This is a genomic window from Micromonospora sp. NPDC023737, assembly GCF_040639715.1.
Lineage (GTDB): Bacteria > Actinomycetota > Actinomycetes > Mycobacteriales > Micromonosporaceae > Micromonospora.
In genome coordinates, this window is the sequence record NZ_JBFAAL010000002.1 from 155,174 (window position 1) to 169,720 (window position 14,547).

General features: G+C 69.8%; 11 protein-coding genes and 1 pseudogene. All 12 read left to right on the forward strand.

From position 1 onward, the window contains the following. Positions 1 to 22: 22 nt before the first annotated feature. The 12 genes and pseudogenes from AB0F98_RS06095 (at position 23) to rpsL (ending at position 14,546) form a co-directional block, all read left to right on the forward strand. Positions 23 to 910, forward strand: coding sequence for an ATP-binding cassette domain-containing protein (locus AB0F98_RS06095; protein WP_357729490.1), 888 nt, complete (start codon positions 23 to 25; stop codon positions 908 to 910). After that, positions 907 to 1,596, forward strand: coding sequence for a hypothetical protein (locus tag AB0F98_RS06100; RefSeq protein WP_357729493.1), 690 nt, complete (start codon positions 907 to 909; stop codon positions 1,594 to 1,596). Before AB0F98_RS06095 ends, AB0F98_RS06100 begins: the two co-directional genes overlap by 4 nt. Positions 1,597 to 1,978: 382 nt before the next feature. Beyond that, positions 1,979 to 2,524, forward strand: coding sequence for a 50S ribosomal protein L10 (rplJ, locus tag AB0F98_RS06105; RefSeq protein WP_357729496.1), 546 nt, complete (start codon positions 1,979 to 1,981; stop codon positions 2,522 to 2,524). 54 nt (positions 2,525 to 2,578) lie between these two features. Beyond that, positions 2,579 to 2,968, forward strand: a complete 390-nt coding sequence (rplL, locus tag AB0F98_RS06110) for a 50S ribosomal protein L7/L12 (protein ID WP_357729499.1) — start codon at positions 2,579 to 2,581, stop codon at positions 2,966 to 2,968. A gap of 572 nt (positions 2,969 to 3,540) precedes the next feature. Then, positions 3,541 to 6,972: a DNA-directed RNA polymerase subunit beta gene (locus tag AB0F98_RS06115; protein ID WP_357729503.1), complete on the forward strand. Its 3,432-nt coding sequence runs from the start codon at positions 3,541 to 3,543 to the stop codon at positions 6,970 to 6,972. Between the two features lie 89 nt (positions 6,973 to 7,061). Beyond that, the gene (locus tag AB0F98_RS06120) at positions 7,062 to 10,949 is read left to right on the forward strand and encodes a DNA-directed RNA polymerase subunit beta' (protein WP_357729506.1); all 3,888 of its coding nucleotides are present in this window, start codon (positions 7,062 to 7,064) and stop codon (positions 10,947 to 10,949) included. Positions 10,950 to 11,042: 93 nt separating this feature from the next. Further along, positions 11,043 to 11,126: pseudogene (locus AB0F98_RS06125) on the forward strand (ArsR family transcriptional regulator); the annotation flags it as partial. A gap of 3 nt (positions 11,127 to 11,129) precedes the next feature. After that, entirely contained in the window at positions 11,130 to 11,555 is a 426-nt protein-coding gene (locus AB0F98_RS06130) for a hypothetical protein (protein WP_357729509.1), read from the forward strand. Further along, entirely contained in the window at positions 11,530 to 12,114 is a 585-nt protein-coding gene (locus AB0F98_RS06135) for a hypothetical protein (RefSeq protein WP_357729512.1), read from the forward strand. The genes AB0F98_RS06130 and AB0F98_RS06135 overlap by 26 nt, the downstream gene beginning before the upstream one ends. Continuing rightward, the gene (locus AB0F98_RS06140; RefSeq protein ID WP_357729515.1) at positions 12,050 to 12,418 is read left to right on the forward strand and encodes a hypothetical protein; all 369 of its coding nucleotides are present in this window, start codon (positions 12,050 to 12,052) and stop codon (positions 12,416 to 12,418) included. The genes AB0F98_RS06135 and AB0F98_RS06140 overlap by 65 nt, the downstream gene beginning before the upstream one ends. Before the next feature lie 654 nt (positions 12,419 to 13,072). After that, positions 13,073 to 13,453 carry a hypothetical protein gene (locus tag AB0F98_RS06145; protein WP_357730854.1) on the forward strand — a complete coding sequence of 127 codons (381 nt, stop codon included), beginning with the start codon at positions 13,073 to 13,075 and terminating at the stop codon, positions 13,451 to 13,453. Between the two features lie 718 nt (positions 13,454 to 14,171). Further along, the gene (gene rpsL, locus AB0F98_RS06150) at positions 14,172 to 14,546 is read left to right on the forward strand and encodes a 30S ribosomal protein S12 (protein WP_007465318.1); all 375 of its coding nucleotides are present in this window, start codon (positions 14,172 to 14,174) and stop codon (positions 14,544 to 14,546) included. Position 14,547 lies beyond the last annotated feature (1 nt).

A 14,547-nucleotide genomic window follows, 5' to 3' on the forward strand; every position in this document is an offset into this window, starting at 1 on the left:
CCGATGTGGCAGGCTCGTCGACATGCGACTGGAGAACGTCTGGCTCCGGCACCACCGGCGGGGGCCATGGGTGTTGCGGGGCGTGGACGTGGCCGTCGGTGCGGGGGAGGCGGCGGTCGTGCAGGGCCGCAACGGGGTCGGCAAGTCGACCCTCCTCCAGGTGGCGGCCGGCGTCCTGCGTCCGGGGCGAGGGCGGGTCGTCGAACGTCCGGCCCGGGTGGGCTGGGTTCCGGAACGCTTCCCCGCCGACCAGCCGTTCAACGTCGAGCACTATCTGACCGCGATGGGCGCGATGGCCGGCCTGACGAAGGCCGAGGCGAGCCGCGCGGTGGACGAGTGGATCGAACGTCTCGGTCTCACCCGGTTCCGCCAGGTCCGGCTGCCCGAGCTGTCGAAGGGGACGGCCCAGAAGGTCGGCCTGGCCCAGGCCATGCTCCGCCCGCCGGGGCTGCTCGTGCTCGACGAGCCCTGGGAGGGGCTGGACGCCGCCTCCCGCGAACTGGTCCCTGAGCTGATCGACGAGGTGCTCGCCGGTGGGGGATCGGTGTTGGTCAGCGACCACCGCGGGGAGACCGTACGACTGCCCGGCGCACGCCGATGGGCGGTCGCCGACGGGGTGGTGAGCGACGAGGCGCCGACCGGGAACCAGGCGTACGCGGTGGTCGAGATCGCGGTGCCCGCCGCGCGGGTCGCCGGCACCGTCGCCCGGCTGCGTGCCGAGGGCCATCAGGTGCGCGGCGTACGTCCCGACGTTCGTTCCGGCTCCGGGCACCCACCCGGGGCGACTGATCAATTCGGGGTCACCGGGGGCGGGTCGTCCTCAGGCTCCGGGCAGCCGGACGCTGCCGAGCCAGAGTCGATCGCCGCCGCCGCGGGGTCGGCCGACCCGGATGGGCAGGTCGGCCGATGACCGCCCTGATCCGGCTCCGGCTGGCCGGCTTCCTGCGTACCGGGCGGGCGGTAGCGCCGCTGCTCGCCGGTCTGGTGGCCCTCGGCATCCTCTACGGCGGCGGCCGGGCCCAGCCGGCGGAGGCGTACGGCGTCTCGGCGGTGGTCCTCTTCCCGGTGCTGGCGTGGCAGACCAAGCTGTTGCTGGACGTGGAGCCGGACGGGCAGCGCCGCCTCGCGCAGGTGGTGGTCGGGGTGCCACGGGAGCGGTTGGCCGGTTTGCTCGCCGCCGCTGCGGCGGGGCTCGGCACGATCGTCGTCGCCCTGGCCTTCCCGTGGCTGGTCGGCGGGGTCACCACCGTGGTCGAGCCGGGTGGCCGGTCCGTGGGTGTCGGTGTCGCCCTGGGGCTCTGGGCACACCTGCTGGCCCTGCCACCGGCGGTGCTGCTCGGCGCGCTGGCCAGCCGGGCCTGTACGGGCAGCGCCGGGTACGGCGTCGCCGTGCTGGCCCTCGGTGGGGTCGGCACGGTCGTGCTCGGCCTGAGCGGCTCGGCGGTGCCCTGGCTGATGCCGCCGATCATGGCCACCGCCCGGGCCACGACCGGTGCGGTCGCGGCGCCGACGATCACGCTGCTCAGCTGCTGGGCGGTGGCCTGGAGCGCCGTGGCCCTGGCCGGCTACCTCTGGTGGCGCCGGTCGCGGGCCTGAACCGTGGCCGTGCCGGGCCCCGGCCGGGACGGTACCGGCGCGTTCGGGTTTCCCACCGGCCGGGGGCGTGACCTGGCACACATGCGCCGGGTGATTTGCTGCTCGCGCCATGTGTCGCGTAACCTTGCGACGAAGTTCCACCCAGAGACCGCTGGTCACCGTGCCTCGGCACGGTCGAAGGTCCCGCGATGACGGGCGACCCGCGTAGGGCGGCAAGCGAAAACCGGCAGTGCAGCACGGCCCGCCGACCGTGCCCGCGTTCGCCAGCCCTCGCCCCGTGCGCCCTGCGCCGGGGCTTTTCTCGTTGTCGCGCTTCCTGAGCCGCCGTCGTGAGCACCTGCTCCCGACGGCGACCAGCCTCGAGTAACGAGAGAGGAGGGACATGGCGGACAAGCCGATCCGGGCCGACAAGGCCACGGCCGTCGCCGAGCTGACCGAGAGCTTCCGCGCCGCGGGTGCCACGGTGCTGACCGAGTACCGCGGTCTGACGGTTTCCCAGCTCACCGAGCTGCGGCGCTCGCTCGGCAAGGAGACCAGCTACACGGTCGCGAAGAACACGCTGGCCAAGCGTGCCGCGGCCGACGCGGGGATCTCCGGGCTCGACGAGCTGTTCACCGGTCCTACCGCGCTGACTTTCGTTTCGGGCGACGTCGTCGAGGCGGCGAAGGGGCTTCGCGATTTCGCGAAGGCCAACCCGAAGCTCGTCATCAAGGGCGGCGTCTTCGAGGGCAAGGCCATTTCCGCGGCCGAGGTCACGAAGCTCGCCGACCTGGAGTCCCGTGAGGTGCTGCTGGCGAAGCTGGCTGGCGCGATGAAGGGCAACCTGAGCAAGGCCGCGGCCCTGTTCCAGGCCCCGCTCGCCCAGACCGCGCGTCTGGCGGCCGCCCTGCAGGACAAGCGCGAGAAGGAAGGCGCCGAGGCGGCCTGAGGCCTCCCGGCGCACCACGTCTTCAGATAAAACATTCAGGAAAGGACGCCAGACATGGCGAAGCTCAGCACCGACGAGCTGCTCGACGCGTTCAAGGAGATGACGCTGATCGAGCTCTCCGAGTTCGTGAAGCAGTTCGAGGAGACCTTCGAGGTCACCGCCGCCGCTCCGGTGGCCATGGCCGCCGCGGCCCCGGGTGCCGGTGGCGCTGCCGCCGAGGCCGAGCCGGAGAAGGACGAGTTCGACGTCATCCTCGACGCCGACGGTGGCAAGAAGATCCAGGTCATCAAGGTCGTGCGTGAGCTGACCGGCCTGGGCCTCAAGGAGGCCAAGGACCTGGTCGAGGGCGCGCCGAAGCCGGTCCTGGAGAAGGTCAACAAGGAGACCGCCGACAAGGCCAAGGCCAAGCTCGAGGGCGAGGGCGCCAAGGTCACCCTCAAGTGACCTGAGCATTACCTCGCGCGTCCGGCTCACGTGAGCCGGGGCACATATCGCGCTACGGCGGGCGGCGATCCGACAGCGGATCGCCGCCCGTCGCGTTGGTCGCTCCGCCAGCAGCGGGTTGAGCAGGGCGTCCATCAGTACGGCGTGGCGCGATGGTGGCGGGTTGCCCGGTGGGCCGGCGGGAAAGACACGGCGAGCCGGAGGGCCGCCCCTTGACGCGACCATGGGCCGCCAGGCACGCTGACACCAGCAAGACCTTCCGCGCTTGCGACGGCCACCAGTCGGGTAACGAAGCGGCAGCATCATCGGCCGCGGCACCCGAGCGGCTCGGCAGGGACATTGCGTTCCGAGCGGCCCGGTTCACCCGGTTTCCACGGGTCCCGGAGCACGTTCCGCAATGACCTGCCGGAGTGGGCTGGACAGCGGTTAGCCTCTCGGCTACACTGCTAGTTTGCGCTGCCTTCCGACTTGACCCCTGCTCGGAAATGTCCGTTTGCGGATATTTCTGGTGGGGTCATTGGAGTGCACGCGTATCAGCCGTTCTGCAGCACCGGTCCTCGGAAGGACGCATCTTGGCAGCTTCCCGCCCTGCGAAGACCAGTCGTACGTCGAGCGCATTCGCTCCCCGCCGAGTTTCGTTCGGCAGGATCACCGAACACCTCGAGGTCCCCAACCTCCTCGCCATCCAGACCGAGTCCTTCGACTGGCTGGTCGGCAACGAGGCTTGGCAGGGCCGGTCGTCGGACGACCCGCACGCACGCTCGGGTCTCGCGGAGATCCTCGACGAGATCAGTCCCATTGAGGACTTCTCCGGCACCATGTCGCTCTCCTTCTCCGCTCCGCGCTTCGACGAGGTCAAGGCCTCGATCGAGGAGTGCAAGGAGAAGGACCTCACCTACTGCGCCCCGCTCTTCGTGACGGCGGAGTTCACCAACAACACCACTGGCGAGATCAAGAGCCAGACGGTGTTCATGGGTGACTTCCCGATGATGACGCCGAAGGGCACCTTCATCATCAACGGCACCGAGCGTGTCGTGGTGAGCCAGCTCGTCCGGTCCCCGGGCGTGTACTTCGACAAGCAGCCGGACAAGACCTCCGACCGCGACCTCTCCAGTGTCAAGGTCATCCCGAGTCGGGGTGCCTGGCTGGAGTTCGACATCGACAAGCGCGACACGGTCGGCGTCCGCATCGACCGTAAGCGCCGGCAGGCCGTCACGGTCCTGCTCAAGGCCATCGGATGGTCGAACGAGCAGATCCGTGAGCGGTTCGGCTGGTCCGAGCTGATGATGACCACGCTCGAGAAGGACCACATCGCCGGCCAGGACGAGGCGCTGCTCGACATCTACCGCAAGCTCCGCCCTGGCGAGCCGCCGACGCGTGAGAACGCGCAGACGCTGCTCGACAACCTCTTCTTCAACCCGAAGCGGTACGACCTGGCCAAGGTCGGTCGGTACAAGTTCAACAAGAAGCTCGAGATCGACGTGCCGATCACCACCGGCACGCTGACCGAGGACGACATCGTCGCCACCGTGGAGTACCTCTGCCGGCTGCACGCCGGTGAGGACGGCTACGAGGCCGACGACATCGACCACTTCGGCAACCGGCGCCTGCGTACGGTCGGCGAGCTGATCCAGAACCAGGTTCGGGTCGGCCTGTCCCGCATGGAGCGGGTCGTCCGCGAGCGGATGACCACCCAGGACGTCGAGGCGATCACGCCGCAGACCCTGATCAACATCCGTCCGGTCGTGGCGGCGATCAAGGAGTTCTTCGGTACGTCGCAGCTGTCCCAGTTCATGGACCAGACCAACCCGCTGGCGGGCCTGACCCACCGGCGCCGGCTGAGCGCGCTCGGCCCGGGTGGTCTGTCCCGGGAGCGGGCCGGCTTCGAGGTCCGTGACGTGCACCCGTCCCACTACGGCCGGATGTGCCCGATCGAGACGCCGGAAGGCCCGAACATCGGTCTGATCGGCGCGCTCTCCACCTTCGCCCGGGTCAACCCGTTCGGCTTCATCGAGACGCCGTACCGGAAGGTCGTCGACGGTCGGGTCACCGACCAGGTCGACTACCTGACCGCGGACGAGGAGGACCGGTACGTCAAGGCGCAGGCCAACGCGCCGCTGAAGGCCGACGGTTCCTTCGCCGAGGACCGCGTCCTGGTCCGCCGTAAGGGCGGCGAGACCGAGGACGTCGCCCCGGGGGCCGTGGACTACATGGACGTCTCGCCGCGGCAGATGGTCTCGGTCGCGACGGCGATGATCCCGTTCCTCGAGCACGACGACGCCAACCGCGCGCTCATGGGCGCGAACATGCAGCGCCAGGCGGTGCCGCTGGTCAAGGCCGAGTCGCCGCTGGTCGGTACGGGCATGGAGTACCGGGCCGCCGTCGACGCCGGTGACGTGGTGGTCGCCGAGGTCGGTGGTGTGATCGAGGATCTCTGCGCCGACTACATCACCGTGCACCAGGACGACGGCCACCGCCGGACGTACCTGCTGCACAAGTTCCGCCGCTCCAATGCCGGCTCCTGCGTCAACCAGAAGCCGGTGGTCTTCGAGGGCGACCGCGTCGAGGCCGGCCAGGTCATCGCCGACGGTCCGTGCACCGACGAGGGCGAGATGGCGCTCGGGCGCAACCTGCTCGTGGCGTTCATGACCTGGGAGGGCCACAACTACGAGGACGCGATCATCCTGTCGCAGCGCCTCGTGCAGCAGGACGTGCTCACCTCGATCCACATCGAGGAGCACGAGGTCGACGCCCGGGACACCAAGCTCGGCCCGGAGGAGATCACCCGCGACATCCCGAACGTCAGCGAGGAGATGCTCGCCGACCTCGACGAGCGCGGCATCATCCGGATCGGCGCCGAGGTCGTCCCCGGCGACATCCTGGTCGGCAAGGTCACTCCGAAGGGTGAGACCGAGCTGACCCCGGAGGAGCGGCTGCTCCGCGCGATCTTCGGTGAGAAGGCGCGTGAGGTTCGGGACACCTCGCTGAAGGTGCCGCACGGTGAGACCGGCACGGTCATCGGCGTGCGTACCTTCTCCCGGGAGGACGGCGACGAGCTGCCCCCGGGCGTCAACGAGCTGGTCCGGGTCTACGTCGCCCAGAAGCGGAAGATCCAGGACGGCGACAAGCTCGCCGGCCGTCACGGCAACAAGGGCGTCATCTCCAAGATCCTCCCGATCGAGGACATGCCGTTCCTCGAGGACGGCACCCCGGTCGACATCGTGCTCAACCCGCTGGGTGTGCCGAGCCGGATGAACATCGGCCAGGTGCTGGAGACGCACCTCGGCTGGGTGGCCAAGACCGGCTGGAAGGTCGAGGGCGAGGACGAGGAGTGGAAGCGGCAGCTCAAGGCGATCGGCGCTGACGAGTCCGAGCCGGACACCAACGTGGCCACCCCGGTCTTCGACGGTGCCCGCGAGGAGGAGATCTCCGGTCTGCTCGAGTCGACCCTGCCCAACCGGGACGGCAAGCAGCTGATCGGCCGCAGCGGCAAGGCGCGGCTGTTCGACGGTCGCTCCGGCGAGCCGATCCCGGACGCGATCGCGGTCGGCTACGTCTACATCCTGAAGCTCAACCACCTGGTCGACGACAAGATCCACGCTCGGTCGACCGGTCCGTACTCGATGATCACGCAGCAGCCGCTGGGTGGTAAGGCGCAGTTCGGTGGCCAGCGCTTCGGTGAGATGGAGTGCTGGGCGATGCAGGCCTACGGTGCCGCGTACGCCCTGCAGGAGCTGCTGACGATCAAGTCCGACGACGTTCTCGGCCGGGTGAAGGTCTACGAGGCCATCGTCAAGGGCGAGAACATCCCGGAGCCGGGCATCCCGGAGTCGTTCAAGGTGCTGCTCAAGGAGCTGCAGTCGCTCTGCCTCAATGTCGAGGTGCTCTCCAGCGACGGTGTGGCCCTGGAGATGCGTGAGACCGACGACGAGGTGTTCCGGGCCGCCGAGGAGCTGGGCATCGACCTGTCCCGGCGCGAGCCGAGCTCGGTCGAGGAAGTGTGACGTCGAGGTCCCGGGGGCGGGCGACCGCCCCCGGGACCCGACCCCGGTGAGCTGCTGGCGCAACAAGCGACGTGTGAGGGATATATAACGTGCTCGACGTCAACTTTTTCGACGAGTTGCGAATTGGGCTGGCGACCGCCGACGACATCCGTCAGTGGTCGCACGGCGAGGTCAAGAAGCCGGAGACGATCAACTACCGCACCCTGAAGCCGGAGAAGGACGGGCTCTTCTGCGAGAAGATCTTCGGTCCGCAGCGGGACTGGGAGTGCTACTGCGGTAAGTACAAGCGGGTCCGGTTCAAGGGCATCATCTGCGAGCGCTGCGGCGTCGAGGTGACCCGGTCCAAGGTCCGCCGTGAGCGGATGGGCCACATCGAGCTGGCCGCTCCGGTCACCCACATCTGGTACTTCAAGGGCGTGCCGAGCCGGCTGGGCTACCTGCTGGACCTCGCCCCCAAGGACCTCGAGAAGATCATCTACTTCGCCTCGTACGTCGTGACGAGCGTGGACACCGAGGCGCGTCACCGCGACCTCTCGACGATCGAGAACGAGATCCTGGCCGAGAAGCGGCAGTCCGAGAACAGCCGTGACTCGGAGATCGAGAAGCGGGCCGCCAAGCTCGAGGCCGACCTGGCCGAGCTGGAGGCCGAGGGTGCCAAGGCGGACGTCCGGCGCAAGGTCAAGGAGGGCGGAGAGCGCGAGATGCGCCAGATCCGCGACCGGGCCCAGCGCGAGATCGACCGCCTCGACGAGGTGCTGGACACCTTCCGCAAGCTCGAGCCGAAGCAGCTGGTCACCGACGAGCTGCTCTACCGCGAGCTGCGGGACCGGTTCGGCGAGTACTTCACGGGTGCCATGGGCGCCGAGGCGATCAAGGCCCTGGTGCAGAACATGGATCTCGACGCCGAGGCGGAGAGCCTCCGCGAGACCATCCGTACCGGCAAGGGCCAGCGGAAGATCCGGGCGCTCAAGCGACTCAAGGTCGTTTCGGCGTTCCTGAACACCCGCAACTCGCCGCTCGGCATGGTGCTGGACTGCGTGCCGGTCATCCCGCCGGACCTGCGTCCGATGGTGCAGCTGGACGGTGGCCGCTTCGCGACCTCCGACCTGAACGACCTGTACCGCCGGGTGATCAACCGGAACAACCGCCTCAAGCGGCTGATCGACCTCGGCGCGCCCGAGATCATCGTCAACAACGAGAAGCGGATGCTGCAGGAGGCCGTCGACGCGCTGTTCGACAACGGTCGCCGCGGCCGGCCGGTCACCGGCCCGGGTAACCGTCCGCTGAAGTCGCTGTCCGACATGCTCAAGGGCAAGCAGGGCCGGTTCCGCCAGAACCTGCTGGGCAAGCGCGTCGACTACTCCGGCCGTTCGGTGATCGTGGTCGGCCCGAAGCTCAAGCTGCACCAGTGCGGTCTGCCCAAGCAGATGGCCCTGGAGCTGTTCAAGCCGTTCGTGATGAAGCGGCTGGTGGACCTCAACCACGCGCAGAACATCAAGTCCGCCAAGCGGATGGTCGAGCGGCAGCGCCCGGTCGTGTGGGACGTGCTGGAAGAGGTCATCGGCGAGCACCCGGTGCTGCTCAACCGGGCGCCCACCCTGCACCGGCTGGGCATCCAGGCCTTCGAGCCGCAGCTGGTCGAGGGTAAGGCCATCCAGATCCACCCGTTGGTCTGCACCGCGTTCAACGCGGACTTCGACGGTGACCAGATGGCGGTCCACGTGCCGCTGTCCGCCGAGGCCCAGGCCGAGGCGCGGATCCTCATGCTGTCGTCGAACAACATCCTCAAGCCGGCCGACGGCAAGCCGGTCACCATGCCCACCCAGGACATGGTCATCGGTCTCTACCACCTCACCCACCTCACCACCGATGAGAAGGGTGCGGGCCGGGCGTTCAGCTCGGACGCCGAGGCGCGGATGGCGTACGACAACGGCGAGCTGCACCTGCAGGCTCCGGTGAAGATCCGGCTGCGGGGCATCGTCGGGGTCGACAACGGCGCCGGCGCCGAGCCGTGGGTCGCGCCCGAGGGCTGGTCCGAGGGCGAGACCGTGACCGTGGAGACCACCCTCGGCCGGGTCCTGTTCAACGAGACGCTGCCCCCGGGCTACCGCTTCGTGAACTACGAGATCCGCAAGGGCCAGCTCTCCGCGATCGTCAACGACCTCGCCGAGCGCTTCCCGAAGGTGGCCCTCGCGGCCACCCTCGACGGGCTCAAGGAGGCCGGTTTCCACTGGGCGACCTGGTCCGGCGTGACGATCGGCATGGAGGACGTCATCGCTCCGCCGCGCAAGGCGGAGATCCTGGAGCGGTACGAGAAGGAAGCCGACCGGATCGACAAGCAGTACCAGCGTGGTCTGATGACCGCCGAGGAGCGTCGCGGCGAGCTCATCGAGATCTGGACCAAGGCGACCAACGAGGTCGCCAAGGAGATGGACACCGCGCTGCCGCAGGAGAACCCGCTGTGGAAGATGATCAACTCGGGTGCTCGCGGTAACCTGCTCCAGCTCCGGCAGATCGCGGCGATCCGTGGTCTGGTGGCCAACCCGAAGGGTGAGATCATCCCGCGACCCATCAAGGCGTCGTACCGGGAGGGTCTCTCCGTGCTGGAGTACTTCATCTCCACGCACGGTGCCCGTAAGGGTCTCGCCGACACCGCGCTGCGTACCGCCGACTCGGGTTACCTGACCCGTCGTCTGGTGGACGTGTCGCAGGACGTCATCATCCGCGAGGAGGACTGCGGCACCGACCGGGCCATCCCGATGCAGATCGGCGAGCGGATCGACGGCAAGCTGGTCGTGCACACGCACGCCGAGACCAGCGTGCACGCCCGGACCCTCGCCGACGACATCAAGGGGCCGGACGGCACCGTCGTCGCCGAGCGGGGTCAGGACATCAACTCGATCGGCGTCGACAAGATCGTCGCGGCCGGGGTGGAGACCGTCCGGGTGCGCAGCGTGCTCACCTGCGAGTCGAAGCTGGGCGTCTGCGCGGCCTGCTACGGCCGTTCGCTGCCGACCGGCAAGTCGGTCGACATCGGTGAGGCCGTCGGCATCATCGCCGCCCAGTCCATCGGTGAGCCGGGTACGCAGCTGACGATGCGTACCTTCCACACCGGTGGTGTCGCGGGTGAGGACATCACCCAGGGTCTGCCCCGTGTCCAGGAGATCTTCGAGGCTCGGGTCCCGAAGGGTAAGGCGCCCATCGCCGACACCCCGGGCCGGATCCGGATCGAGGACGGCGAGCGGTCGCGGAAGATCATCGTGATCCCGGACGACGGCAGCGACGAGATCGTCTACGACAAGATCTCGAAGCGGGTGAAGCTGCGGGCCCACGACGGTGACCACGTCGAGGTCGGCGAGAAGCTGACCGAGGGCACCATCGACCCGCACGAGCTGCTGCGCATCCTCGGCCCGCGCGCGGTCCAGGTCCACCTGACCCAGGAGGTCCAGGAGGTCTACCGCTCGCAGGGTGTGCTCATCCACGACAAGCACATCGAGATCATCATCCGCCAGATGCTCAAGCGGGTGACGGTCATCGACTCCGGCTCGACCGAGTTCCTGCCGGGTGTGCTGGTCGACCGGGCGCTCTTCGAGTCGGAGAACCGCCGACTCGTCTCCGAGGGCGGCGAGCCCGCGGCGGGTCGTCCGGTGCTGATGGGTATCACCAAGGCCTCGCTGGCCACTGACTCCTGGCTGTCGGCGGCCTCCTTCCAGGAGACCACCCGGGTGCTGACGGACGCGGCGATCCACGCCCGCAGCGACTCGCTGATCGGCCTCAAGGAGAACGTGATCATCGGTAAGCTCATCCCGGCCGGTACGGGCATCAGCAAGTACCGCAACGTCCGGGTCGAGCCGACCGAGGAGGCGAAGGCCAAGGTCTACTCGATGACCGGCTACCCGGAGACCGACTACGGTTTCGGGCCGGCCAGCGGGCAGGCAGTGCCGCTGGACGACTTCGACTTCGGGTCGTACCGCTAAACAGCACGCACGACGAGGCCCCCGGCATCCGCCGGGGGCCTCGTCGTTTCTGGTGGTGCACCATGTGAAGAAGACTCTCTCGACGCCGGCCCCCTGACCGCCACCCAAGCCGGCGAGCTGATCGGGGAGAGCTCGACGACCTGTTCCTTCCACCTGCGCCAGCTCGCCCGCTACGGCTTCGTGGAGGAGGCCGGTGGGGGGCGCGGCCGGGCCCGGCCCTGGCGGCTGACCCGGCGTGGTTGGTCCGCCCCCGCCCGGCCGGAGGACCCGGACTGGACCCGGGCCTCCCAGGCGCTCGACCGGGTACTGCTCGACAGGTACTTCCAGCGGCTGCGTCGATTCGTCGACGACGCCTCCACCTACCCACCCCAGTGGTATTCGGCGGGCACCGGCCAGCAGCACCTCTTCCATCTCACCGCGGCGGAACTGACCGAGTTCGTCACCGCGTACCGAAATCTCGTCGCCGACCTCACCGCCCGCTTCGACACGCGGCGCACCGACCCGGGCAGCCGCCCGGCCGACGCGCTTCCGGTGGAACTGCTCTTCTTCGGCTACCCCGTCCAGCCGCCGGAGGCGTCCGATGTCGACCCGACGACTCCTCGCTGACCGGCGGGCCCGGCGCTACCTGGCCGCGCAGACCCTCTCCCTTATCGGTGACAGCGCGATGCTGCTGGCCTGCGGCATCTGGGTGAAGGATCTGACCGGCAGCGACGGGGCGGCCGGCCTGACCTTCCTGTTCCTGGCCCTGCCCGCACTGCTCGCGCCGCTGGCCGGTCTGCTCGCCGACCGGCTGCGCCGGGGTCGGCTGCTGGTGGCGACGAACCTCGCCGGGGCGGTCGTCCTGTTGCCGCTACTCGCCGTGCGGAGCCCGGACCAGGTCTGGCTGATCTGCGCGGTGATGTTGCTGTACCGGGTGCTGCTGCTCACCGAGGCGGTGGTGGTGGTCCTGGCCGCGCTGCTGCTGGTCCGCGCCGACCGGCTGACCGTGCCCCCGGTGGCGGCTCCCGCCGGTGGGAACCGAGCGTCGGCCGGGCCGGTCGGAACTACCGGGCCGGCGGCTGAGGTCACGGTGCCGCGCCGACCGGGGCATGATGGGGACCATGACCACCGCGCCGGACCGGGTGCCCGTCGCCCAGCAGGGGCCGCGCCATCCGCTCGACCCTGAGCCGGTCCGCGCCACGAAGACCCGGGCGGTGTTCGCGCTCGGACTGATCGCCGCGCTGACCGGCCTCTTCATCGGCGGGATCGTGCCGGCCACCGTGGCGCTGCAACTCTCCCGGCAGGCGCGTCGTGAGGCGTACGCCTCGGGTGGGTTCCTCACCGGCGCCATGTGGCTACGGCGGGGGGAGCGGTTGGCCTGGACCGGGCTGCTGCTCGCAGCGTTCGCCGTGGTGGCACTGGCGGTTATCGCGGTGGTCCGGCTGGCCCACGCGCCGATCGGGCACGACTACCCGCCGAACGTCGACTGATCCGGGGGAGGGGTCCGCGCTCGGGCGCGGACGGCACCGGCCCCGGCGGTAGCCTGGCTCCTGTCCGTCGCGTCGGTGGCGGCCGAAGTCCAGGAGGAGGCACTCGTGACGGAACCGGCGCGGCCCCCGTCGGATGACCATCCGCGGTCGTCCGACCTCCCGGACGACGCCGATGCGTCCGGGCACGCCGGATCCGGGGCACCGTCGGCCGACTCGCCGCAGAATCCCTGGGCTTCGGACCCGCCCGCCGCGCAGCCCGGCTGGGGTGCGCCGGCGTCGGCAGGTCAGCCCGCGCAGCCTGGCTGGGGTGCGCCGGCGTCGGCAGGTCAGCCCGCGCAGCCTGGCTGGGGTGCGCCGGCGTCGGCAGGTCAGGGTGGGCCCTCCGGGCCGCCCGGTTGGGGTGCGCCTGCGCCCGGTTGGGGTTCTCCGGGGACGCCCGGTCAAGGGCTGCCCCAATGGGGTGCGCCGGTTTCGCCCGGCCCGGGTGTCCCGCCCGGTCCCGCCGCTTGGGGTGCGCCGACACATGCCGGGCCCGGCCCGTGGGGTGCGCCGGGAGGACCGAGCGGGGCCGCGCCGGGAGCGCCGAGCTGGGGTGCTCCGCCGGTTCCGCGCGTGCCGCCGCCCACCGACGCCCAGCCGCTGGCTCCGAAGCGGGTGGAGCCGGTGGCCGGCACCCCGTTCGGGGTGGTGCACCTGGACGTACCGCCGGTCACCTCCGGGCTGGCGGTCGGTGCGCTGGTGGCGGGCATCGCCTCGATCCTCGTGTCGGTCCTGGTCATCTGCTTCGGCGTGACCGGGAGCAGCTGGACGGGCGTCTGGGCGGCCGGTGCGTTCGCCCTGCTCGGCGTACTCACCGGGGCCGGTGCTTTCGCCGCCGGGATGCTGGCGCTGCGGCAGATCCGCCGGCCGCTGCCGCCGCCGGCCGTACGGTTCACCGGCCGGGGGCTGGCCGTGTCCGGGATCAGCTGTGGCGGGGCCGGACTGGTGCTCTCCCTGATCGGGCTGGGGCTGGCGCTGCTGCTCTCGCTGAGCTGACCGCCGGCGAGAATTCGGGTCCTCGCCGGGGCCGGGAACGGCGCCGGTAAGGGCGGCGGATTCGGACCCCCACCCGAGGCACACTTCTCGCCGCGTGCCACGGGTGACCCCCGTCACCGCTCGCGCCGTTCCGAGCCGGACGGACGTGCGCCGGCACCGGGGCGACCGGCGGGGGAAGTCGATCGAATGTTCTGATCGTGCTGCGAGTGGCATCGGTGTCCGGCTCGGGATGAGCGGTGAACGTGGGGTGGTGGCGGGCTCACGGGGCTGGCGGGCCGTACGCCTGGGAAGCCGGTACACTTGTGTTCGTTAGGTGCCCATCAGGGGTGCGCAGGCGGGACGGACCCCGACGGCCGCGGTGGCGTGGTTCGGCGGACCACTCCGTTTTGACCTGGGCGGCTGTGGTAGGTACCCTTTCCTCTTGTGCCCGGGCCAGCCCGGGCAACTCGTGCGTGCGCTGGAGCCGGTGTTCCGGAAATCGAGCGATGGCACGGAACAAGCCAAAGAGCCGGTTCGGGGCGACCCGCGTGCCGGTGACAGACCCGGTAGCGCGCGAGCGCCGGACGCCGGGACCGCGACCCGGGCGACACGCCCGACCGCGGGTGCTGGGACCCCGCCAGGTGGCCCCGGTTGGAAGGTAGGAGAGCCGTCCATCAGGCCGGCTAACGAGCAGACGGCGCGGTCGCTTCGCAGCGGCCGAAGGGAGCGGAGAAACCCGGTGCCCACCATTCAGCAGTTGGTCCGAAAGGGCCGCCAGGCCAAGACGACCAAGACGAAGACCCCTGCGCTGAAGGGGTCCCCCCAGCGGCGCGGCGTGTGCACCCGCGTGTACACCACCACCCCGAAGAAGCCGAACTCGGCGCTGCGCAAGGTCGCTCGTGTCAAGCTCAGCAGCCAGATCGAGGTGACCGCCTACATCCCGGGCGTCGGGCACAACCTCCAGGAGCACTCGATCGTGCTCGTCCGTGGCGGTCGTGTGAAGGACCTGCCGGGCGTGCGTTACAAGATCGTCCGCGGCTCGCTGGACACCCAGGGCGTTCGTAACCGTAAGCAGGCGCGCAGCCGCTACGGCGCGAAGAAGGAGAAGAGCTGAC

Bases quoted from the DNA above. Each gene is read 5' to 3' on its own strand.
- rplJ (WP_357729496.1), top strand. From the start codon at position 1,979: ATGGCGGACAAGCCGATCCGGGCCGACAAGGCCACGGCCGTCGCCGAG.
- AB0F98_RS06095 (WP_357729490.1), top strand. From the start codon at position 23: ATGCGACTGGAGAACGTCTGGCTCCGGCACCACCGGCGGGGGCCATGG.
- AB0F98_RS06140 (WP_357729515.1), top strand. From the start codon at position 12,050: ATGACCACCGCGCCGGACCGGGTGCCCGTCGCCCAGCAGGGGCCGCGC.
- AB0F98_RS06100 (WP_357729493.1), top strand. From the start codon at position 907: ATGACCGCCCTGATCCGGCTCCGGCTGGCCGGCTTCCTGCGTACCGGG.
- rplL (WP_357729499.1), top strand. From the start codon at position 2,579: ATGGCGAAGCTCAGCACCGACGAGCTGCTCGACGCGTTCAAGGAGATG.
- AB0F98_RS06135 (WP_357729512.1), top strand. From the start codon at position 11,530: ATGTCGACCCGACGACTCCTCGCTGACCGGCGGGCCCGGCGCTACCTG.